This is a genomic window from Kibdelosporangium persicum (assembly GCF_013280595.1).
Taxonomy (GTDB): domain Bacteria; phylum Actinomycetota; class Actinomycetes; order Mycobacteriales; family Pseudonocardiaceae; genus Kibdelosporangium; species Kibdelosporangium persicum.
This window is the reverse complement of sequence record NZ_JAAATY010000008.1, coordinates 66536-88009: the sequence shown is the minus strand read 5'-3', so window position 1 is coordinate 88009 and position 21474 is coordinate 66536. Positions and strand designations below refer to the sequence as shown.

Sequence of the window (21474 nt, the reverse complement as noted above, 5' to 3'; positions counted from 1 at the left end):
CGTGCACCCTGTATCGGCTCACCGACGCACCACGCAACTACGCGTGACCGGACGCCGCGACAGCTAACTCCCAGGTTCCTTACACCCACACGGGACGTGACCAACGGTCGTCCTCAGTGGGCGTTCGCTCCGTTGACGCATTGGATGGAGTTCTGCCATGCCCTTGACGACTTCGCCGCCGGACGGCGGCATCACCACGGTGGACGACACCACCGGGTGGCTGCCTGTCACACCGGTGTACCGCGACCAGCCGGGACTGACCTTCCCCGGCGAACCCTGTCCGGCGCGCGGACTGGCGATCATCCCGTCGGTCGACGCCTGCACCCGCCGCTACACCGGCGGCTGGACGGTCGTCCACACACAGTCCGGTCTGCACATGGCGCTGACTTCGGTCCCGCTGGTCTACGCCCGGGAATACGCCGCGCTGCTGGCCGCCACTGGCGTCGACTGGACCGCGCGGCCTGCCGAACTGACGGACGCCGCCCGGCGCACCGCGAGCATGGTCCTGCGCGTCCGCGACCGCGTGCTTGAGGCGTGGGACGCCGGAGCGCCGGCCTGGTGGTCACGACACAGCTGGCGGCACGTCTGCCCGGCCTGGCTGGTCGACACAAACGAGGCACTGGGCGAGCAGTATCAGTTCGACGCCTGGCCTGAACTGGTCGCCTGGCTGGACATACACCACGGCGACCCGTGGTACCGCGTCGAGGACATCTCCCGCGAACCAGACGCCACCTGGCGGCTGACCTGCGCCGCGCCGCTGTGCGACCACCACGAATGGAAATCCGAACAGCCGGCCGTGCTCGGTGACGCTGACGACGACCGCGCCGGCGGCTGGTACGAGATCCGGCACCCCGACCGGGCAACGACCGCGCAAGCGGCCCGCGACCGTGGCTGGACCCGGCACGACCGCACCCATTGGCTCTGCCCGGACTGCACCCGCCAACACGCGCCCAACCCGAATGCGGACTACGGCTGCTGACCAGCCGCCACCACGGGTGGCGCGGCACGCACCCCGGTGTGACGCGGAGACACCATGCGCCCGCGTCACACCGGACCCCACACCCCCGTCACCTTTGACCAGAGGAGTTCTTGCCATGTCCGGCCTTCCCGACGTCACCGTCGCGGGCACCCTCACCGCCGACCCGGAACTGCGCTACACCGCGACCGGCACCGCGGTCGCCAACTTCACCGTCGCGGCCAACGACCGCCGCTACGACCAGAAAACCAGTTCCTGGATCGACGGGGACGCGACATTCCTGCGCTGCACCGTGTGGCGCCAAGCCGCCGAAAACCTCGCCAACTCACTGTCCAAAGGCGCCCGCGTCCTGGTCACCGGCGCGTTGCGGCAACGCTCGTATGAAACCGGCCAGGGCGAGAAGCGCTACGCGTTCGAGCTGGACGTCGCCGAAGTCGCCGCGTCCATGCGATGGGCCACCGTGACCGTGACCAAGGCCACCCGTGCTGACGGGGACACCAGCGCGCAGTCGGCAACTGCGGACAGCCAGTGGAACAGCGGCGAACCGCCCTTCTGACCCGCATCCGTTCCCTACCGGTCGGACGCGACAGCGCGTCCGACGACCCTCTGTCTGCCCCGGCGGCGCGCCGCACTGCTCTGAGCGGTGCGGCTGCGCCGCTGCCCTTTTTCCCGGGCAGCAACCCGGTTGCCGTCACCGACCGGACAACGCCGTGTTGACCGCGAAAGGACACCCGCATGGACGCCACCCACCGTCAGTTGCTGGCCGCGGCCCTGGCCGCTGCCGAGCGCGGCTGGCATGTCTTCCCGATCCAGCCCGGCCTGAAGAAACCGCCCGCGCTGCACGGTGACACCGCGCGCAAACCCTGCCCCCGTACCGGGCTCTGCCGCGACGGGCATCAGGGCTGGGAACAGCGGGCCACCACCGACCCGGACCGGATCCGGGCGGCCTGGACCCGCGCGCCGTACAACATCGGCGTCGCCACCGGTCCCAGCGGGCTGGTGGTGATCGACCTGGATCATCCGAAGTCCGCCAAGGACACGCCACCGCCCGGCCTTGCAGCGCAGGGCGTGCGGGACGGGCTGGGCCACTTCGCCGCGATCTGCACCGAGCAGGGCCAGCCGTTTCCCCGTACCTGCTGGGGACTGACCGCCCGGGGCGGGATGCACCTGTTCTTCGCCGCGCCGACCGGGGTACGGCTGCGCAACACCGAGGGGGAGCATGGCACCGGCCTGGGCTGGAAGATCGACACCCGCGCCTGGGGCGGCTACATCGTCGCGCCCGGCTCGATCACCCCGGACGGCATGTACGAACTCGCCGTGGACCTGCCCCCGGTGCCGCTTCCCGCATGGCTCACGGCCTTGCTGACGCCCAAACCGGTCGTGCACACCACGGCACCCCCACCGCGCACCTCGACGCGCCTGGCGGCCTACACAGCCGCCGCCGTGTGCGGCGAATGCCAACGCGTCGCCGACGCGCCGGCCGGGGAGCACTCCAAGACGCTCTACAGCGCCGCGGGCAACCTCGGACAGCACGTCGGCGGCGGCAGCCTCGACTGGGCCACCGCGTTCGAGGAGCTGCTCGCCGCCGCACGGCACATGCTCACCGCCGACTGCGACTGCACCGACTACGAACTGCGCCGCACCATCACCAACGGACTACGCGCGGGGGCGAAACGTCCCCGCATCCCACCCACGACAACCCCAGCGCGGCACGGGGACGTGACATCCCAGTGTGGCAACGGGACGGCCGCATGACCGAGTTCGCGTGGGACGACCCGCATAGCGACCTGGTCGCCCTGTCCGGCGGACCACGCGATCACCGCTGGTACTTCTACGGCGACTGGCTGGCCACCCGCCGCGCCAGCCGACGCCTGCGGTGCCCGCTCGATCGCCCCGACGGCGCCAGCCGCTGCTACGCACCCACCACCACCTTCGCCTACCAGACCACCAAATCGGGCACCGACCTGGCAGCCCGCGTCTGGATCTACCTTCCACCGTCCCAATGGGAGACGTGGGGCAGTGAATACCGCACTCCCGAAGAACCAGATGACGATGCCGAAGTCACGAGGCCCGCTAGGGGACGTGACATCCAAACGTGGCAGGGGACGGCCGTATGACCAAGTTCGCGTGACCACACCGGACAGAAAGAGGCAGTCATGATCACGGTCACGGACCTGTTCTGTGGCGCAGGGGGCAGTTCCTCTGGCGCCGAATCCGTCCCGGGTGTGCGGGTGGTGATGGCCGCCAACCACTGGGACCTGGCCATCGAAACACACCAGCACAACTTCCCGCACGTGGACCATGACCGCCAGGACATTGCCACCGTGGACCCTGGGCGGTTTCCGCGCACCGACGTGTTGTGGGCCAGCCCGGCGTGCACCTTCTGGTCCCAGGCCCGCGGGGAACGCCAGGACTTCGCCGACCAGCCGACCGATCCGACCCTGTTCGACTTGGACAGCACCGAGGACACCGACGACGAACCGCTGCCCGACGAGGCCCGGGAACGCAGCCGGGCGTTGATGCACGACGTGCCCCGGTTCGCCGAATACCACCGCTACCGCGCGGTGATCGTGGAGAACACCCCGCCGCTGCTGAAGTGGCGGTACTTTGGCAAGTGGATCGCCCGGATGCGCAACCTCGGCTACGAGCACAAGGTGCTCACCCTCAACTCCGCCTTCGCCCACCAACTGGGCGCGCCGGCACCCCAGCTGCGCGACCGGGTGTATGTGGTGTTCTGGCAGAACCGCTACCAGGCACCGGATTTCGACCGGTGGACCCGGCCGCGGGCGTGGTGCCCGTCGTGCGAGCAGACCGTTACCGCGCTGCACGCACCGAAGAACCCGAAGAAACCGTATGGGGCGTACGGCCGTCAGTACGTCTACCGCTGCCCCTCGGTCGCCTGCCGCGGTACTCAGGTGGCGCCGTTTGCGCTGCCCGCGCTGGCCGCGCTGGATCTGTCGGTGCGCGGCGAGCGGATCGGTGACCGCGCGGAGCCGTTGTCGCCCAAGACCACCGCCCGGATCGAGGCGTGGCTGGCGCGGTTCACCCGCCCGCAGCGGGGACGTGACAGCGGTGAGCGGTTGCGGGTGATGCCTGCGCTGGTTCCCGTGGAAGGCCGGGAGAACAAGCACGCCGCACCGGTCACGTCCCCCGTGCGGACCCAGACCGCACGGCACGAGACCGCGCTGCTGGTCCCGGCCGGCGGGACATGGAACGACGACGCGCAGTCCGCGATCGTGCCGATGCGCACCCGCACCACCCGCGAAAGCGACGCTGTGGTGGTGGTGCCGCTGCGCAACAACAACCGGGTCAAAGAGGTGCTGGATCCGCTGGACACCTTCGCCGCGGGCGGCACCCATCACGCGCTGGCGATGGCGATGCGCAACAACACACCCCGTGGCAACCCGGCGCAGATGTGCACGCCGGTGGGTGAACCGCTGCGCACGCTCACCACCGACGGACATCAGAGCCTGGTGACCTGGGACCCGAACGTACTCTACGCCTACGACACCGGCCGCCTGCGCGGCCTGGACACGCCGTTGCCGACACAGACCACTGTGGAGGGTGACGCGGTCATGCGGGCCGCGCCGTCGATCAAGGACTGTTTGTTTCGGATGCTGCTGGTCGAGGAGATCAAACTCGGGATGGCGTTCCCGGCCGGGTTCGTGCTGTTGGGCACGTCCAAACGCGTCAAGGTCCGGATGTGCGGCAACGCCGTCACCCCACCGGTCTCCCGCGACCTGTGGGCCGCCGTGGTCGAAGCCATCACCCGCGACGATGTCACGTCCCTCAGTGGCGCGACACCGTCAGCGGTGACAGCGGCATGACCATCCGCACCCTCTGCACCCGTCGTTCCATCGCGTCGCACTGACGCAGAAAGGCAGGCTGCCATGACCACCGCCGCTCAGCATCGGCCTGACGACCGGCACCTGCACCCCGTCGACAACACCGGCGACGACACCGACCCGCCGCGGGCGGGAACCCGCCAGCTGATCCGGGTCGGGTCCGACCCGGAAACGATCCGGGAGTTGACCCGGGCGTTGGACGAGCGGGTCATTCCGGACACCTACGTCACCGACGGCGCCCCGGTGGTCATCGAACCGGTGTCCGGAGCGGGGGACGTGACCTCCGGCGATGAGGACGTGCCGATGCCGCTGGCCGTGTCGGTGCTGCGCCCGCCGCTGCTGGCCAGCCTGCTGGCCGAACAGGCCACCGTGGTCGACGACAAAGGCGAAGTCACCCCCCGCCGCGAAGTCCTGGCCGCGGTCCTGGCCCGCCAGTCCTGGCCAGGGTTGCCGCCGTTGCGGCGGGTGATCTCCACACCGGTGCTGCGCCCCGACGGCACGCTGCTGCAAACCCCCGGCTACGACCGCGCCACCGGCTTCTACCTGACCACCGGTTCTCTGGTACTCGATCCGGTCCCGGACAAACCGACCCCGCAGCAGGTCAACGAGGCCTGCGAGTTCCTGCTCGACCGGTTTTTGGTGGACTTCCCGTGGCGCACGCCGGCCGACCGCGCCAACTACCTCGGGTTGCTGGTCACGCCGATCATCCGGCCGTTCACCCGGACGCTCTCGCCGTTCGGGATCGTGGACGCCACCATGCCCGGCTCCGGCAAAACCATCCTGACCAGCTGTGTCGGGCTGCTGGTCGGCCAACGGGTGCTGACCTGGACCGACAGCGAGGACGAACTGCGCAAGTCCATCACCACCGTGCTGGCCGACTCGGTCGGCGCGGTGGTGTTCGACAACCTCGAAGAGGGCACCGTCATCAACTCCGCCAACCTGGCCCGGCTGGTCACCGAACGCACCTGGACCGACCGCAAACTCGGCACCAACTCCGCCGCCGTGTACGACAACGACCGGCTCTGGCTGGCCACCGGCAACAACCTGCGCACCGGCGGCGACATGGCCTCACGCACCATCTGGGTCCGGCTCGACCCGGACTGCCCGCGGCCGGAAGCCCGCACCGGGTTCTCCATCCCTGATCTGGACTCGTGGATCCTCGACCCGGCCAACCGGGCCACCGTCCTGCGGCACGTGCTGACCCTGATCCTGGACTGGACCGCGCACGGCGCACCCGTCTCAAACACCGTGCCGGAGATGCGGCAGTTCACCCGCTGGGCACGCTGGGTCGGCGGGTTCCTGGAACACCACGGCGTCCCGTCGTTCCTGGCCAACACCGAAAGCGCCCGGGAACTGGACGACGACGCCGCCGAATGGCAAGCGTTTCTGCTGCGCTGGCACCAACTGCACGGCGAGACCGCACTGTCAGCCAACGATGTCCGCCGCAGCGCCGAACCCGACATCGGCGGCGACCCCTGGAACGGACTGTTCCCGACCACCCCGGCAGGGAAGCTGCTGTCGGTGAAATCGCTCGGCCGCCGGCTCACCGGTCAGGTCGGCCGCTGGCGCGGTGACATGGTGCTCCGGTCGGCTACCGACCCGGCCACCAACGCCCGCATCTACTGGGTCAAACGATCAAGCTCGGACTGACCCCCCGAAATCAAACCCGGAAACCCGGAAACCCGGAAAACACCACCTGACCAGCACATGCAACCGCCGGGTTTCTCCTCGCCTCGTCCGGTTCAAACCCGGAAACCCGGCACTTCCGGGTTTGCAAACCCGGAGATCAACTCAAACCCGGCACCTGTTTTCCCAGGTCAACACACGTGCGCCGGGTTTCCGGGTTTAAAACCCCTACAACCCGCCCCCTCGGTTACAGCCACACCAGACAGGCTGAAACCGAGGGGGCAGACGTAGGGGACGTGACACCCCGCACACACCATGCCAGGCGGCATGACCACTTCGGACAGAACAGCGCGCTTGACAGGGCCTATCCCTTTTCCCTCCCTCAAAGATTCAAGAGAGGTCACTATGGCCATGCCGATTTGGCAAACCGTGATCACGGTCGTATCCACGCTGGTGGCCACTGTCACCGGTGCTGTGGTGGGCAGTGTCCTGAAAAGCCGGGCAGACTCCGCTGGCAGAGTGCACGAGTGGCAGGTGACTGTGGTGGAGATCTACGGCGACCTGATGACCGCGCTCTCGAACCACTACGCGGCCATGTGGGATCTGGAAGCGGCACGTATCAGGAACAACGCCATGCAGATCGAATCCACACTGGCCGCGACACTGGCGACCCGTAGCGCGGTCACCCGACCGCACACCCAACTTGCCGTGCTGGCTCCCCTGCTACGACCGCACGTCGATCGCGCCGTTCAGGCGGTGTACGCGATGGACACTGCGCTTGAGGATCAGGCCAGCCGCACAGAGGAACGCCTGACAGCCAGTCGCCACGCAGCGAAAGCCGCGATGAAGGCCCTCGAAACCGAGATGGCCGCTGTCATGGCCGGCCTGGGCGCGGGCCTGCCCGGCCGCTGACCCACCACCGCAACGCACTGCCAGCGCCACCCCGGTACACCGCAACGCCCGGGGCGGCGCCCCGGGGCAGCCTGGCTCGGGCAACTGTGGAGACGGCCCACCGAAGAACATCCCGTGTCCGAAACGGAATGGCAGGCCAGCCGTGGCGCCGGACACGCCCGCAACAGGCGCATGGTCGCACTCGTGCCGACGTGTGCCTGGCGTTCATCCGCGACAACTCGCCCGGCGCGTCCGGCCGCGCACGTGAAGCACGCAACGCCGCCGGAATACCGGGGGAGACGCAGGGGGACGTGACACCTCACTACGGCCGTCCCAGCGCGCCCAGGACGCCAACCGCCCCATCGGGACAGCCCACTGGCGCCCACACGCGTTGATGCACGGTCAGAACGGGAGAACCATCACGATGACCACCGTCGGTACCCAGCCCACCGGCGAACCGCTGTATTACCTGCCGAGTGAAGTGGCCACCATGCTCCGCTGTTCGGAGTGGTGGGTGAAGGAACAAGCCCGGAAGCGCCGAATCCCCTTCAGCTGGATAGGCGGCGGTTACCGGTTCACGGCCGAGCACATCGAACAGATCGTGGCCCTGTTCGAGCGCCGCCCAACTGACGAACCGGCCACCTCAGCGTCTGCGCAGACGCACTCACGTCGCCCCCATGCCTCGACAGGCGCGCAAGTGACGCGGCTTACCGCGCGCAGACCGCGGCGGGCACGCCGGGCAGCCAGCTAGTTCAGAACCACAACGAGTGCCCGCCATCCGCACCGGAATGGCGGGCACTCGTCGAGCAAGGGCAGGTCAAGTTGGGATACGCCGAAAACCGCGGGACCTACTACCGCGGGCGGTACAAAATCGCTCCGGGCAAGTACGGCACAGTCAGCGATGCCACTGGCGCCACCATCAAGTTCCGGACCAAACGCGAAGCTGAGCAGGCTGCGGATGACGAAGAGGCCAAGGTGCGGGCTGGCAGATGGCGGAACCGATCGGTCGGCCAGGTGCCCTTCGGCATGTACGTGTCCGAGTGGTACGCCCGGCAGGATCTCGCCGCGTCCACTATGGAGACCTACCGGGCGGACATCGAGAACCATCTACTACCGGAGTTCGAGGATAAGCCGCTCGCCGACATCCTCGGCCCGGCCATCACCCAATGGGAGAAGCAGGAGACGGCGGCTGGCTACGCGCCCAAGAGCATCAAGAACTGGCGGGCGTTGCTCCACCTCATCTTGCAGGACGCTTACGACGAAGATTTGATCGACACAAACCCCGCAGCTAGGCGGCGGGGCAGGGGCAAACGCGCCGGACGAGCCAGCCACCGTGGACCAGAAAAGATCATCACCGATCCATTGGGCGCCCTTCTTATTGCTGAGCGGGCTGCTCTGCTCGCGGGCAGGGACGACGAATTCGTGGCCTGTGTGCTCGCGACGTACACCGGCATGCGCTGGGGTGAGGTTGTTGGGCTGGAAACAGAATTCGTGCGCCCCGGGTCGATTCGGATTGAGTGGCAGCTGTACCAACTGGATACAGGCGAGTTCGTTCGCTGCCCACCCAAGGACGACAGCTATCGCACCGTCGACTCGCCGCGTTTCCTCAGTGATCTGCTGGGCGACCATATTAGACGGACCGAGCTGCGGCCGTGCCCATGTCACGGCCGGACGTACGTCTTCCGAGGGCTGGGCGCCGCGAATGGTGCAGTCCGGAGAGTAGGCGCGACGTTGGTCGACGTTGCCCGGCGAGCGGGTGTCTCACCCGCCACGGTGTCGGCGTTCCTCAACCGCCCGGGTGCGGTAGCCGCCCAGACACGGACGAGGATCGAAGCGGCCGTCACCGATCTCGGGTACGTCCGTGGCGGTTCGTCGGGCGAGTCGGCACCGCATTGGCGCCGGAATGGTTTCGCAACGTGGGTGTTCCACCCGGCGGTGACGGGCTGGTATCAGAGGAAAGGGCGGTTCGAGGCGCGGCCCGTGCCGGTGCGCGGCGAACCGTGGCCGGGCGTTCCGGTTCGAGGGCGGAGCGCTTCCAGTCGAGCGGATGCGTGCTGGCTGCCCATCGCCCAGGGCCTGACGCCGCACGGGCTGCGTCACACGCACAAGACACGGATGCGGGGACTGCGCACGCCGCCGAAATTGATGGATGACCGGCTCGGACACCTGGACGGCACGGTCCAGGCCAACTACGACCACGTCACACGCGAGATGCGACAGGAGTTGATGGCCGGGCTGACGGCTGAGTGGGAGGCGGCTCTCGACGCACGACTGGCGATGTGGCCAACCTCACCGGTGGCTGTGCTCAACGATCTGCTGCAGGCGCGGGCACGGGGGGCTTAGACGACGGACGGTGTACATGCCGGAAAACCGTTCGGGCGCTGTGGGTTCCAAGGTCGCGCAGCAACCGTCAGACCAAGATCGTCTCCCAAATTTCTCCCAAACGCGAAGATGCCCTTTCCTCCGGAGTGGAAGAAAGGGCATCTGACCTGCGGGTGAGTGACGGGACTTGAACCCGCGACTTCCTGGACCACAACCAGGTGCTCTACCAACTGAGCTACACCCACCATGCTTCTTGCTGAAGCGACAGTATCGTAGCGCGCCCTCGGCAGCAGCTGAAATTCGGGTCAGGTGTCGGCGTTGAGCACGCGTTCCGCGGCTGCCCGGGCCTCTTCGCTCGTCGGGCCTGGTTGGGGGACGAAGGCCGTGCTGCGGTAGTAGGCGAGCTCCTTGATCGACTCGCGGATGTCCGCCAGGGCTCGGTGCGCCAGGCCTTTGCCTGGCTGTGCGTAGTAGATCCGGGGGTACCAGCGGCGGCACAGCTCTTTGATCGAGGAGACGTCCACCATCCGGTAGTGCAGGTGGGCGTCGAGTGCCTTCATGTCCCTGGCGATGAAGCCTCGGTCGGTCGCGATCGAGTTGCCCGCCAGCGGCGCGCTGCGGGCTTCGGGCACGTGGGTGCGCACGTAGTCGAGGACCATCCGTTCCGCGTCGGCCAGTGTCACGGTCGAGCGGCGGACTTCTTCGGTGAGGCCGGACTTGGCGTGCATCTCCCTGACCACCTCGGGCATGTTCGCCAGCACGTCGTCCGAGGCGTGGATCACCACGTCCACTCCTTCGCCGAGGATGTTCAGCTCGGCGTCGGTCACCAGCGCCGCGATCTCGATCAGGGCGTCGTTCACCAGATCGAGTCCGGTCATCTCGCAGTCGATCCACACCAGATGGTCGCTCACCTGGTCGAGCCTATCCCGAGAGCCCGGCCGGGGCCTCCGACCTGCGGTACGCGTGTCCCGGTCGCCCCGGGTCACGTGATCGAAGGCACACGGCCGCTCAGACGGACGGGACGTTCCCGCCGTCGATGCGGTACTCCTCGCCGGTGATCCACGAGGCCCGGCCGGACACCAGGAAGGCGACCAGGTCGGCGACCTCCTGGGCCGTCCCGGGCGGCCGAGCGGCACGCCGCCGAGTGCTTTCAGCAGCTCGGCGCGGGCGGTGTCCGGGTCGTCGGAGAACTTGGCCAGGACCTTGCGTGCCCCTTCGGTCTCGATGAACCCGGGCAGCACGGCGTTGACCCTGATCCCGCGCGGCCCGAGTTCGGCCGCGAGGCCCTTGCTGTACGCGGTCAGCGCGGCTTTGGCGCTGGCGTAAGGCAACGGGCCGGTCGTCGGGATCACCCGCGCGATCGATGTGACGTGCACGATCGCGCCGGAGTCCATGTGCGGGATCAGTGCCCGGTCGATTCGTACCGGGGCCAGGAGGTTCAGGTCGAGCACGCTCTGCCAGTCCTGATCGCGGTACGACTCGGCGGTGCCCGGCTCGAACTGGAACCCGCCCGCGTTGTGCACCACGATGTCGATGCCACCGAACGCTTCCAGCACTTCCCCGGCCACCTCGGTGGCCTGCGAGGCCACGTCCGCCTTGATGAACAGTTCGACGGGGGAGTCGGCGGCCGAGCGTGCGGTCGTGGCCACTCGCATGCCGTCCTCGGTCAGGCGCTCGACGATCGCCGCGCCGATGCCCTTGGTCCCGCCGGTCACCAGTGCGCGCTTGGTCATGTCAGTACCCCGGCTTCGTCGAGAGGATCATCAGCGTCGTGATCTTGTCGCCGGTGACGGTGAAGTGGTAGCTGAGCACGAGCGGGTCCGGCAGGCCGGTCTTGTCGTACGTGCCGTCCAGTTCGGCGTCGACGATCCACGTGTCGTAGTGCCGCCGGACGTTCACGACGTCCATGGTCACCTTCGCGCCGACGATCTCCTTGTCGACGAAGCGCCCGATGGACTCCTTGCCCCAGAAAGTCCGCTGGTCGTCGATGACCAGGGCGTCGTCGGGGAACGTCGCGAGCATGCCGTCGGCGTCGTGGGCGTTCCCGGCGTTGATGAAGTCGTTCACCACGGTTGGCAGTTCTGTCATGCCATCGACGTTAGGAGCATCCGTTGAGACGATCCATGTTCATGACCCGCTCGTTCATGTCTGATCGTCTGACGAAGCGCTGGTACGCTGGTGTGATGGACATCATCGGTGAGGCGATCGCCGCGATGCGCGCAGGCCGGCCGACGTCTGCGCGATGCAGCCTGCGAGCGCCCTGGGGCATGCGGTTCCCCGCGATGGGCGGCGCCGGTTTCCACGTGATCCTGGAGGGCGCGGCCTGGATGCTGCCGCCCGGCGACGCGTCCCCGATCCGCCTGAACGTCGGCGACGTGGTCTTCGTGTCACACGGCCGCAGCCACGCGCTGGTCGACGATCCCGCGTCACCGCAGTTCCCGATGGGCGGCGTCGCGGCCGAGGACATCCCCGACGGCGACGGCCCGCGGACCTCGATGCTGTGTGGTTCGTATTACCTCGACCAGGTCCGCCCGCACCCGCTGTTCGCGGCACTGCCGGAGGTCATCCACCTGCCCGCCCGCGCGGCGCCCGAGCCCGGTGTCCGCTCCATTGTGGAACTCCTCGGCACCGAGATGGACTCCCGCCAGCCGGGGACAAGCGCGGCCGTCCCCGCGTTGCTGGACCTGTTGCTCCTATACGTCGTGCGAACCTGGTACCGGAAGCAGTCCGGCGGCTGGGCGTCCGCGTTGGACGATCCGGCGATCTTGGCGGCACTGACCCGGATCCAGCGCGAACCGGCGGCACAGTGGACAGTCGCAGGCCTGGCCGAGCACGCCGGGCTGTCCCGGGCGACGTTCGCCCGCCGGTTCACCGAGCTGGTGGGCGAACCGCCGCTGACCTACCTCACGTGGTGGCGGATGACCAAGGCGGGCCAGCTGCTGACCCGAGGTGACCAGCCTCTGTCCGCGATCGCCCGGCAGGTCGGATATCGGTCGGAGTTCGCGTTCAGCAAGGCGTTCAAGCGGGAGTTCTCCTTGTCCCCCACGGACTATCGCCGCCGGCGCCGGGCCGAAGTCCAAATGGTCGACGCGTGACGAACCATGCTCAGAGCTTGCGCCAGACCAGTCGGGTGAGGGTCGCCGCGACCGTCGCCAAAGGCGGCTGAGGACGGGACCGCGCCTCCGGTGCCGTTTCGGGCATCATGCGGTACAGGAGGTTCGCGACCCGGCGGGAAGTCCGGGGCGCGATCATCCGGGTGACCTCCAAAGCCACGCCCTCAGGGCGGTTGGCCACCTCCGGCCGGCGGACCAGGGCGTTGATCACCATCTCGGCCGCGCGTCGCGGGGACAGGGCGGGCATCGCCCGGTAAGCGGCCGTGGAGATCATGGGCGTCCGGACCAAAGGCATCCGGACCGAGGTGAAAGTGATGCCGTCGGCCAGCGTCTCGCGTCCCGCCACCCGGCCGAACTCCTCGATCGCCGCCTTGGAGGCCAGGTACGCCGCGAACCGGGGCGTGTCGCTCTGCAACCCCATCGTCGTCACGGTGACCACGTGACCGAAACGGCGTTCCCGCATGTGCGGCAACAAGCCCAGAGTGAGTCGCAGGGGCGCGTAGTAGTTCAGGGCCATGGTCCGCTCGAAGTCGTGCATCCGGTCGACCGACAGGTACACCGACCGGCGGATCGAGCGGCCCGCGTTGTTCACCAGCATGTCGACCGCGGAGTGTTCGGTCAGCACCTGTTTGATCAACGCGTCCACGGCCGCACCGTCGGTCAGGTCGCAGGGATATGCCCAGGCCGAACCGCCGAACGACGAGATCTCCGCTCGCACCGAGTCCAGTTCGGAGGCACGGCGGGCGACCAGGAAGACCTGCGCGCCACGGCGAGCCGCCGCCAGCGCGGTCGCGCGGCCGATGCCGGAGGACGCGCCGGTGATCAGGATTCGCCGTCCTGCCAACGGGTCCGACCGGTCGGCCCGGCGGGCGCGGTACGGATCCAGGTGATCGGACCAATACCGCAGCAACCGGGGCGCGTAAGAAGCCAACGGCGGCACCGAGAGACCGCTTCCGGCCAGCGCCGCGACCGTCGCGGACGTGGTGAACTCGGCTCGCAAAGCCATGTGCGGCACGATCTCCGGCGGAACTCCCAGTTCCGTCAGGACCGCCGAGCGGGCCTCCCGGCCACCGGGAAGCCGGTCGACCGCAAGCGCGCCAACGGATCCCAGAGCGCGGAGACCGGACACGCGGGGACTGGCGACGATCCGGGGAGCGCCGGCGGGCTTCGCGAAGGCGTTGTACACCTCGGCCAGGGTCTGGTTGCGCGGAGCCACAAGGTGATATGTCGACCCTGACGGTGCCGGGGAGTGCATGAGGTGCACCAGCGCGTCGACGACGTAGTCGACGGGCACGATGTTGGTCGAGCCGAGGTCCGGCACGACGAGGGGCAGCCGGGCAGGCAGCCGGGACAGCCGGGTGATCGCGGGCAGGAAGTAGTACGGGCCGTCGATCTTGTCCATCTCACCGGTCCGGGAATCACCCACCACCGCCGAGGGCCGATAAACCTTCCAAGGCACCGCGTTCTGGTCGCGGACCAGCTTTTCCGCTTCGAACTTCGTCGCGTGATAGGGCGAGGGCAGGTGCTGGCCGAGATCAAAATCCCGCTCGGTGAAACGCCCGCGATGATCTCCCGCCACCGCGACCGAGGAAACGTGGTGCAACCATTTGGCGCCCACCCGTCCGGCGAATTCGATCACGTTCCGGGTGCCGTCCACATTCGTGACCTGATTGGCTTCGGCAGCGGCGGTGAAATCGTAGATCGCGCCGAGGTGCACCACGTGATCCACGCCGGCCACATCGGGCAACGGTGCCGTCAGGTCGCCGACGACCGGGACGACCCGCCCGGCCGGCCATGTCCGGGCGAGCGCGTCGAACCGGCCGAGCGAACCGGGGCGCACGAGCACGTGCACCGCGGTGCAGTCCGGCAGGGTGAGCAGCCGCGACACCACTCTGCTGCCCAGGAACCCGGTCCCGCCCGTCACGAAGTATCCGGTCATGGCGGAACCCTATCTACTGGCGAGTAGGAATCAAACCCTACTGGTCGTGGATCGCCGACGCGTCCACTACCGCGTCGCGCAGTGCCGCACGCAGTCTGCCCACGTCAAGCGGGGTCAGCACGGCCGTCTCGCCTGGTGGGGAGACGAGCACCACGCGCCCACCGCTGACGAACACCGTCAGGTCACGCCGCCGTCCCGCGATGTCACGGCAGCTCACGGACCATTCCTTGCGGGTGTTCACCTCTGTCTGACCTCCACGGTCGTATGGCCAACGCTTCTGCTACCCGTGGGTGAGACGGCTGAGGTGCGGCGCCGTGACGCGTGCGCGAAGGTTTTTCCCACTATTGTTTCCCGAACCCGTTCCGTAGTTGTCGATCTTGAAGCTGACTGAGCCTACAAGGTGATACGTCACCGGAACGGCCACAGTTTGGTATATCCGCGATTTCGACTCGACCGATCGGGTGACGCCCGGTCATCGATCGTGGAGAGCGGAGATCGTCGGTGGCATCCTGTTGCGGTGCTTGACCCTCCCCGGCAGGTGACCTCGACAGTTGACATGACAACTATCACATTTTCACCCCGCCGGGTGAGAACCGCGGAAGCGCACCGGTGACCGGTCGCGCGCCGAGCTCGTCGTCACACCTCCGGCTGGCTGACGAGTACTTCCTGGTGGCCCACAACCACGACACGGACACGATCGTGCCGCGCCTGCACGACACCGGGATCGATCTCGGCCTGGCCGGGGCACTGCTGGCCGAGCTGGTGCTGGAACGCAGGCTGCGGGTCGTGGACGGGCGCGTCATCGTCTTCGACCCGACACCACCGAACGACCAGCTGGCCGCGAGCGTGCTGCGGGACATCGTGATGGAGCCGCCGCTGAGCATCCGCGTCTGGCTGGAGTACCTCAGTCAGGACGCCCGGGACAAGGTCGGCAGCAGGCTGCACGTCGCCGGGCACCTCGCCCAGACCCGCCAGCGCAAATGGTGGGGCGGCACCGCCGTGCAGTACCGGACGGTCAACGCCGAGCAGGCACTGATCCCCGAGGTACGGCTGCACGAACTGCTGGCCCGGCCGCACCCCGACATCCAGTTCGCCAGGATCAGCAAGGACCACAAGCTGATGCGGGACGTCACGCTGGCCGCGCTGGCGCACTCGACGGGCCTGCTGAGCGCCTTGCTCTGGTACCACGGCCCGCACCGGGCGCGCTCCCAGCTGGACGAGATGCGCCGCGCGCTGCCGGACCCGTTGCTCGAACTCGCCAAGCAGACTGAGGCCGCGGTCGGCGACGCGGTGCTTGGCCGCCGCCGTTGACCTTCGCGAAGGAGCTTTGCTTTGGTAGACAACAACTTAGCTTCTCCCAGCACGGCGCTCGTCCGGGTTGGACGCAGCCGTGTGTCGTCCGCGCTCGCCCGCAACCGGCTCGGGGTCGCGTCGATCGTGTTCTTCATCGTGTCCGCGGCGGCGCCGCTGACGGTGATCGGCAGCGGCGCCGTGCTGACGTTCGCCAACACGAAGACCATCGGGATTCCCATCGCGTACGCGGTGATCGCGGTCGTGCTGGCCCTGTTCGCGGTCGGCTACGTCGCCATGTCGCGGCACATCACCAACGCGGGCGCGTTCTACACCTATGTGGCGCAGGGCCTTGGCCGCGTGCCCGGCGTCGGTGCCTCGTTCGTCGCCGTGCTGGCGTACAACGCGATGCAGGTCGGCCTGTACGGCGGTTTCGGCGCGATCCTGGCCAGTCACCTGAACACCTGGTTCGGCTGGAGTGTCCCGTGGTGGGCGCTGGCTCTGCTGGCGTGGCTGGTGATCGCGGTCCTCGGCGTGCTGAGGATCGACTTCAACAGTCGCGTGCTCGCGGTCCTGCTGACGGCCGAGTGCCTGATCATGTTGGTGTTCAACGTGGTCGAGCTGGGCAATCCGGCCGACGGCACGATCACGTTCGACTCGTTGTCGCCGTCGAACCTGGTGACCGCCGGGGTCGGCGCGTTGCTGGTGACGGCGGTGACCGGGTTCGTGGGCTTCGAGGGCGGAGCGGTGTACGCCGAGGAGAGCCGTGACCCGAGACGTACGGTCGCACGAGCGACGTACATCGCCGTGGCGTTCGTCGGCGTGCTGTACGCGGTGTCCGCGTGGGCGCTGACGGTGGCGATCGGGCCGGACAGGATCGTGGACGCGGCGACACAGCAACAGGCCGACCTGATCTTCACGTTCAACGCGGGCTTCCTCGGCGGCTGGATCGTCGACACCGGCCGGATCCTGATCGTGACGAGCCTCTTCGCGGCGCTGGTGAGCTTCCACAACACCGTCGCGCGGTACCTGTTCGCCCTGGGGCGCGAGAAGGTCCTGCCCGCCGGCCTGGGGTCGACCAATCGCCGGACCGGCTCGCCCTACGTCGGATCGTTGACGCAGACGGTGCTGGCGTTCGGGGTGATCGTCGTGTTCGCCGCGGCGGGGCTGGATCCGTTGATCGACCTGATGTACATCGGCACGACGTTCGGCGGCCTCGGCGTGGTCATCCTGATGGCGCTGACGTCCATCTCGGTCATCGGGTACTTCGGCAGGCGCGGGGACACCGGCGAGAACGCGTGGCGCAAGTTCGTCTCCCCGGCCATCGCGGCGATCCTGCTGCTGGTCGTGCTCTGGTTGACCCTCGACCAGTACTCCACGTTGCTCGGCCTGCCGGCCGGCCATCCCGCCGTGTGGATACTGCCGTTGACGTTCGCCGTGTTCGGCGTCGCGGGGATCTGCTGGGGCGCGTACCTGAAGTCGGCGAGGCCGTCGGTCTACGCGGCGATCGGCCTGGGCGCCAACAGTGTCATCGGCCGGGCCAGCCAGGACCTGCCCGCCCGCACGGACTCCTCCGGGGTGATCCCGGCGATCACGAGCCCGGGCCTGGCGATGGGCCCGATCCGGCACGAGGTCTTCCGGATCGGCGCGGACCACCCGATCGGCCCGGTCAGCCGCGTGCTGAGCGAGGCGTTCGTGACCGGCGAGGTCGCCGAGTGGCTCGTGCCGGACCCCGAGGACCGCCGCCGGATCTACCCGGCGTACTGGGCCATGGCGGTCGAACACGCGTTGGGCGTGGGAGAGGTGTTCGCCGGAGGCGAGCTGTCGGGTGTTTCGGTGTGGTACCCGGCGGTTTTCGGGCCGCCGCACGCTTCGCCGCGCGACTGGGACCAACGTATCGACGTGATGTGCGGGCCGTACGCGCCGCGGTTCCACGCGCTGCACCACGCGATGGACGCCGCGCATCCCAAGGCGCCTCATCATTACCTCGCGTACGTCGCGGTGCTTCCGGAGTTGCAAAGCCGGGGGATCGGCACGGCGTTGGTGCAGCACCGGTTGCGCGAGCTGGACATCGCCTCGATGCCCGCGTATCTCGAAGCCACGAACCGCAGGAACCTCGCCCTGTACGTCCATCTGGGATTCCAGCCGACCGGCGGCCCGATCGCTCTGCCGGACAACGGGCCGAAGCTGTACCCCATGTGGCGGCCACCCTCAGTCCACAGAGGACTCTGACCGGTAAACCCCCAGTACCCCCTCGTGAGTGTTTATCCGTGTTCTAACCCTGATAAACACTCACGAGGGGTTTTATGGGTAAAGGGGTTGCGGGCGGGGGTATGTTCGTGCCATGGAGAAGAAGCTGACTCGGAAGTGTCCTGTCGCCGCGGCGACGGGAGCACGCCGACAGCAGCGCGTGACCCGGAGGTGCGACGCGGCCGCGTCATGAGCGGCGCGTTCCTCGCGGGGGTAGTGGCTGGTTACGGCGTCGCGATCCCCGTCGGGGCGATCGGTGCCTTGCTGATCAGTCTGACCGCGAGAACCTCGTTGCGGGTCGGCGCCGCCGCGGCCCTCGGTGTCGCCACGGCGGACGGGGTGTACGCCCTGGTCGCCGTCCTTGGTGGCGCAGCGATCGCCAACCTGATCGGACCCATCGCGGGCCCGATGCGTTGGGCCGCTGCGGTCGTGCTGATCGCGTTGGCGGTCAAGACGGTCGTCGACGCACGCAAACGGGGTCGTGAAAAGGAAGTCACGGCCCGGAGTGCCTACTTCGGACTGCTGGGACTGACCATCCTGAACCCCGCGACGATCATCTACTTCGGAGCGCTCGTGCTCGGCATGCGGGCCGATGTCGTGCCCGATCTGGTGCACGGCATGGTGTTCGTGCTCGGCGCGCTGCTGGCGTCAGCGAGTTGGCAACTCCTGCTCGCCGGTGGTGGCAGCGTCGTCGGTCGCGTGCTCACCGGGCAACGAGGCCGCATGATCACGGCCATCGTCTCCAGCGCCGTGATCACTGTCCTCGCGGTTCGGCTTGTGACGGGTTAGCGTGACGTACGCCAGCGCCGACCCGACGGCGACCGAGCCCATCAGCACGGCCATGGCCAGCGCGCCGTGCCCGGCCAAGGGCGCGAGGCCGCCGCCGATGATGAACTGCGAGATGCCGATCAGCGCGGACGCCGCGCCCGCGTTGTCCGCCTGATCGGCCAAGGCGAGCGCGGAGGCGTTCGGCATCACGATGCCGACACTCGACACGATCAGGAACATCGGCGCCAAGACCACGAACAGTCCCGCCCCGGCGGCGACCGCGACGATCAGTCCGGCGCCGCCGGCCAACCCGGCACCCAGACCGGCCACGACAAGCCGGCGCGGCGGAACACGGCCGACCAGCCAGCCGCCGATCTGGCCGGCGAGCACGATCCCGACCGAGTTGACCCCGAACACCCAGCTGTACTGCTGGGGCGAGAGGCCGTAGACGTCCTGCAGGACGAACGGCGAACCGGAGATGTACGCGAAGATCGCCGCGAACAGCAAAGCGGAAGTCAAGGCGTAACCGAGGAAAACCCGATCCCGCAGCAGTCCGCCGTAGGAGCGGAGCACCGCGCCGACCCGTGCGGGCCTGCGTCGCGACGACGGCAACGTCTCCGGCAAGGCGAAAACAGTCGACAGCAGCAGGACCACGCCGAACGCCGCCAGGACGACGAAGACCCCGCGCCACGACGTGACCTGCAGCAGCTGTCCGCCGATCACCGGCGCCAGGATCGGTGCCAGCCCGGTGACCAGCATCATCGTCGAGAAGAACCGGGCGAGCGCGACCCCGGAGAACAGGTCACGGACCGCGGCGCGGGCGATCACGATCCCGGTCGCGGCCCCGAGCCCTTGGACGAACCGGAACGCGACAAGCGCGTACGCCGACGGAGCGAAGGCGCACGCGACGGACGCGATGGCGTACAACACCAAGCCGAAGACGAGCGGTCGTCGCCGTCCGTAAGCATCGGACAGTGGCCCGGCGACGGCCTGGCCGAGTGCGAGACTGATCACGAACGCCGTCAGGGTCAGCTGGATCTCGGACGCCGAAGCGTGCAGCTGATCGGTCATCGCCGGAAAACCCGGCAGATACATGTCAATCGACAACGGCGCGAAAGCGGACAAAGCCCCCAGGATGAGCGTGAACCGCAGCCTGCCTGGCACGCTCACATGCACGAGCCCTCGACCGGCTGGACGGGGATGATCCGGCGCAGTAGTCCCCGTAAGACGTCGCGTTCCTCGGTCGTGAGGTCGCCGAGCACCTGGTCTTCGACCAGCTGGAGACGCTGGTAGAGCTTCGCCTGCAACTCCCGGCCGGCCTCGGTCGGCACCGGGATGCGGGCGCGGCGGTCGTTGGGGTCGGGCGTGCGGACCACGAGTCCTTGCCGCTCCAGCTTGTCGAGCAGCGCGGTCATCGTCGTCTTGTCCACGCCCAACGCGTGCCCCAGCGCGAGCTGGCTGTATGGGCGGGCGTCAGGGTGTGAGTTCTGGACGAGCGCGGTCAGCACGATGTGGCCGCGGATGGTCGTGCCGTGGGCGTTGGCCTCGGCGTCCATGGCCTCGCGCAGCCCGTGTGCGGCTCGGTTGAGCAGCCAGTTCACGTCGAAGTGCTGCAGGCACCGCTGGTCGACCACACCGGTCGCCATGACGTTCTCGTCCACGCTGGCAGTTTACGGGAGACCGGTGTGACCGGAGATATTCTTGACTCAGAACATCTTGATTCGTATCTTCTCGGTTATGACGAACTTGCTGCACATCGACTCGAGCATCCAGGGCGCCCACTCGCACTCGCGGCCGGTGAGCGCCGCGTTCGCCGAGTCGTGGCGCACGGCCAACCCGGACGGCGGGTACACGTACCGTGACTTCGCGGTTGATCCGGTCGGGCACGTGACCGGCCTGTACATGACGGCTGCGAACGTGCCCGCCGACGAGCGCACGCCGGAGATGCGGGCGGAGTACGACAAGGTCAAACCGTTGCGCGACGAGCTGCTCGCGGCGGACGTGATCCTGCTGGGCGTGCCGATGTACAACTTCACGATCCCGTCGACCATCAAGACCTGGTTCGACCACGTGCTCGTGCCCGAGCTGCGGGCCGACCCGGAGACCGGGCGGGGGCCGCTCAACGGCAAGAAGGTGTTCGTGGTGACCGCGCGCGGCGGTTCGTACGGGCCGGGCACCCCGAAGGAGAGCTGGGATCACCAGGAGCCGCTGCTGCGGCTGTACTTCAACGGGCTCGGGCTCGACGAGGACCTGACGTTCGTGCACACCGAGATGACACTGGCCTACGTCGTGGAGCACCTCAAGCAGTTCCAGCACATCGCGGACACCTCCAAGGAGAACGCGTACAAGGCCGTCCAGGAGCTGGCCGCGATGGCCTGAGTGCGGGCTTTTAGTCCGAAAGTAGGCTGACACCTCCGGCCGACTGTGTGAATCTGCTTGCTATCGAGCTCGAAT

General features: G+C 68.1%; 19 protein-coding genes, 1 tRNA gene and 2 pseudogenes. 13 read left to right on the top strand and 9 right to left on the bottom strand.

Features of this window, described 5'->3' with window-relative positions; translation table 11 throughout:
* Positions 1-157 precede the first annotated feature (157 nt).
* The 8 genes from GC106_RS16475 (at position 158) to GC106_RS16440 (ending at position 9681) form a co-directional block, all read left to right on the top strand.
* A complete protein-coding gene (locus GC106_RS16475; protein ID WP_173130893.1) occupies positions 158-979 on the top strand; it encodes a hypothetical protein in 822 nt (273 codons plus the stop codon).
* Positions 980-1094: 115 nt separating this feature from the next.
* Positions 1095-1532 (top strand): single-stranded DNA-binding protein, encoded by a 438-nt coding sequence (ssb, locus tag GC106_RS16470; RefSeq protein WP_173130890.1) that lies wholly within the window; start codon positions 1095-1097, stop codon positions 1530-1532.
* 179 nt (positions 1533-1711) lie between these two features.
* Positions 1712-2731 carry a bifunctional DNA primase/polymerase gene (locus tag GC106_RS16465; RefSeq protein ID WP_173130887.1) on the top strand — a complete coding sequence of 340 codons (1020 nt, stop codon included), beginning with the start codon at positions 1712-1714 and terminating at the stop codon, positions 2729-2731.
* A complete protein-coding gene (locus tag GC106_RS16460; protein WP_173130885.1) occupies positions 2728-3093 on the top strand; it encodes a hypothetical protein in 366 nt (121 codons plus the stop codon). Before GC106_RS16465 ends, GC106_RS16460 begins: the two co-directional genes overlap by 4 nt.
* A gap of 39 nt (positions 3094-3132) precedes the next feature.
* Entirely contained in the window at positions 3133-4803 is a 1671-nt protein-coding gene (locus GC106_RS16455; protein ID WP_173130881.1) for a DNA cytosine methyltransferase, read from the top strand.
* 63 nt (positions 4804-4866) lie between these two features.
* Positions 4867-6471 carry a hypothetical protein gene (locus GC106_RS16450; protein ID WP_217280594.1) on the top strand — a complete coding sequence of 535 codons (1605 nt, stop codon included), beginning with the start codon at positions 4867-4869 and terminating at the stop codon, positions 6469-6471.
* A gap of 303 nt (positions 6472-6774) precedes the next feature.
* Positions 6775-7359, top strand: a complete 585-nt coding sequence (gene kilB, locus GC106_RS16445) for a plasmid transfer protein KilB (protein WP_173130878.1) — start codon at positions 6775-6777, stop codon at positions 7357-7359.
* 801 nt (positions 7360-8160) lie between these two features.
* Positions 8161-9681 carry a LacI family DNA-binding transcriptional regulator gene (locus tag GC106_RS16440; protein ID WP_173130875.1) on the top strand — a complete coding sequence of 507 codons (1521 nt, stop codon included), beginning with the start codon at positions 8161-8163 and terminating at the stop codon, positions 9679-9681.
* A gap of 151 nt (positions 9682-9832) precedes the next feature.
* Here GC106_RS16440 and GC106_RS16435 read toward each other — a convergent pair.
* From GC106_RS16435 to GC106_RS16420, 5 genes and pseudogenes are all read right to left on the bottom strand, one after another.
* A tRNA-His gene (locus GC106_RS16435) sits at positions 9833-9905 on the bottom strand.
* A 60-nt stretch (positions 9906-9965) separates the two neighbouring features.
* Positions 9966-10571 (bottom strand): oligoribonuclease, encoded by a 606-nt coding sequence (orn, locus tag GC106_RS16430; RefSeq protein WP_173130872.1) that lies wholly within the window; start codon positions 10569-10571, stop codon positions 9966-9968.
* A 97-nt stretch (positions 10572-10668) separates the two neighbouring features.
* Positions 10669-11025 carry an SDR family oxidoreductase gene (locus tag GC106_RS49320; RefSeq protein ID WP_312872711.1) on the bottom strand — a complete coding sequence of 119 codons (357 nt, stop codon included), beginning with the start codon at positions 11023-11025 and terminating at the stop codon, positions 10669-10671.
* Positions 10914-11393, bottom strand: a pseudogene (locus GC106_RS16425) (SDR family NAD(P)-dependent oxidoreductase); the annotation flags it as partial. The pseudogene GC106_RS16425 and the gene GC106_RS49320, both read right to left, overlap by 112 nt.
* A gap of 1 nt (position 11394) precedes the next feature.
* Positions 11395-11748, bottom strand: coding sequence for a nuclear transport factor 2 family protein (locus GC106_RS16420; protein WP_173130869.1), 354 nt, complete (start codon positions 11746-11748; stop codon positions 11395-11397).
* A gap of 95 nt (positions 11749-11843) precedes the next feature.
* Between GC106_RS16420 and GC106_RS16415 the strand changes: the two genes are divergently transcribed.
* Positions 11844-12755, top strand: coding sequence for an AraC family transcriptional regulator (locus GC106_RS16415; RefSeq protein WP_173130866.1), 912 nt, complete (start codon positions 11844-11846; stop codon positions 12753-12755).
* Positions 12756-12765: 10 nt separating this feature from the next.
* Here the strand turns inward: GC106_RS16415 and GC106_RS16410 are convergent, their stop codons facing one another.
* Positions 12766-14712: an SDR family oxidoreductase gene (locus GC106_RS16410; RefSeq protein ID WP_173130862.1), complete on the bottom strand. Its 1947-nt coding sequence runs from the start codon at positions 14710-14712 to the stop codon at positions 12766-12768.
* Positions 14713-14749: 37 nt separating this feature from the next.
* Complete coding sequence (locus tag GC106_RS16405) at positions 14750-14953, bottom strand: hypothetical protein (protein WP_173130859.1); 204 nt, start codon at positions 14951-14953, stop codon at positions 14750-14752.
* 368 nt (positions 14954-15321) lie between these two features.
* Between GC106_RS16405 and GC106_RS16400 the strand changes: the two genes are divergently transcribed.
* The 3 genes and pseudogenes from GC106_RS16400 to GC106_RS47800 all read left to right on the top strand — a co-directional run.
* Entirely contained in the window at positions 15322-16023 is a 702-nt protein-coding gene (locus GC106_RS16400) for a GOLPH3/VPS74 family protein (protein ID WP_173130856.1), read from the top strand.
* 21 nt (positions 16024-16044) lie between these two features.
* Positions 16045-18234 carry a GNAT family N-acetyltransferase gene (locus GC106_RS16395; protein WP_173130853.1) on the top strand — a complete coding sequence of 730 codons (2190 nt, stop codon included), beginning with the start codon at positions 16045-16047 and terminating at the stop codon, positions 18232-18234.
* A gap of 207 nt (positions 18235-18441) precedes the next feature.
* Positions 18442-18975, top strand: a pseudogene (locus GC106_RS47800) (LysE family transporter); the annotation flags it as partial.
* Here GC106_RS47800 and GC106_RS16390 read toward each other — a convergent pair.
* Together GC106_RS16390 and GC106_RS16385 are read right to left on the bottom strand one after the other, a co-directional pair.
* A complete protein-coding gene (locus GC106_RS16390; RefSeq protein WP_173130850.1) occupies positions 18901-20196 on the bottom strand; it encodes a multidrug effflux MFS transporter in 1296 nt (431 codons plus the stop codon). The pseudogene GC106_RS47800 and the gene GC106_RS16390 overlap by 75 nt on opposite strands.
* Complete coding sequence (locus GC106_RS16385) at positions 20187-20681, bottom strand: MarR family winged helix-turn-helix transcriptional regulator (RefSeq protein WP_312872684.1); 495 nt, start codon at positions 20679-20681, stop codon at positions 20187-20189. Before GC106_RS16385 ends, GC106_RS16390 begins: the two co-directional genes overlap by 10 nt.
* A 76-nt stretch (positions 20682-20757) precedes the next feature.
* On the opposite strand from GC106_RS16385, the gene GC106_RS16380 reads away from it, so the two are divergent.
* The gene (locus tag GC106_RS16380) at positions 20758-21399 is read left to right on the top strand and encodes an FMN-dependent NADH-azoreductase (protein ID WP_173130847.1); all 642 of its coding nucleotides are present in this window, start codon (positions 20758-20760) and stop codon (positions 21397-21399) included.
* The last annotated feature ends 75 nt before the right edge of the window (positions 21400-21474 follow it).

Coding starts and splice junctions, on each gene's coding strand:
- GC106_RS16420 (WP_173130869.1), bottom strand. CDS start 11,748: ATGACAGAACTGCCAACCGTGGTGAACGACTTCATCAACGCCGGGAAC.
- GC106_RS16455 (WP_173130881.1), top strand. CDS start 3,133: ATGATCACGGTCACGGACCTGTTCTGTGGCGCAGGGGGCAGTTCCTCT.
- GC106_RS16410 (WP_173130862.1), bottom strand. CDS start 14,712: ATGACCGGATACTTCGTGACGGGCGGGACCGGGTTCCTGGGCAGCAGA.
- GC106_RS16380 (WP_173130847.1), top strand. CDS start 20,758: ATGACGAACTTGCTGCACATCGACTCGAGCATCCAGGGCGCCCACTCG.
- GC106_RS16415 (WP_173130866.1), top strand. CDS start 11,844: ATGGACATCATCGGTGAGGCGATCGCCGCGATGCGCGCAGGCCGGCCG.
- kilB (WP_173130878.1), top strand. CDS start 6,775: ATGACCACTTCGGACAGAACAGCGCGCTTGACAGGGCCTATCCCTTTT.
- GC106_RS16465 (WP_173130887.1), top strand. CDS start 1,712: ATGGACGCCACCCACCGTCAGTTGCTGGCCGCGGCCCTGGCCGCTGCC.
- GC106_RS16450 (WP_217280594.1), top strand. CDS start 4,867: ATGACCACCGCCGCTCAGCATCGGCCTGACGACCGGCACCTGCACCCC.
- GC106_RS16475 (WP_173130893.1), top strand. CDS start 158: ATGCCCTTGACGACTTCGCCGCCGGACGGCGGCATCACCACGGTGGAC.
- ssb (WP_173130890.1), top strand. CDS start 1,095: ATGTCCGGCCTTCCCGACGTCACCGTCGCGGGCACCCTCACCGCCGAC.
- GC106_RS16460 (WP_173130885.1), top strand. CDS start 2,728: ATGACCGAGTTCGCGTGGGACGACCCGCATAGCGACCTGGTCGCCCTG.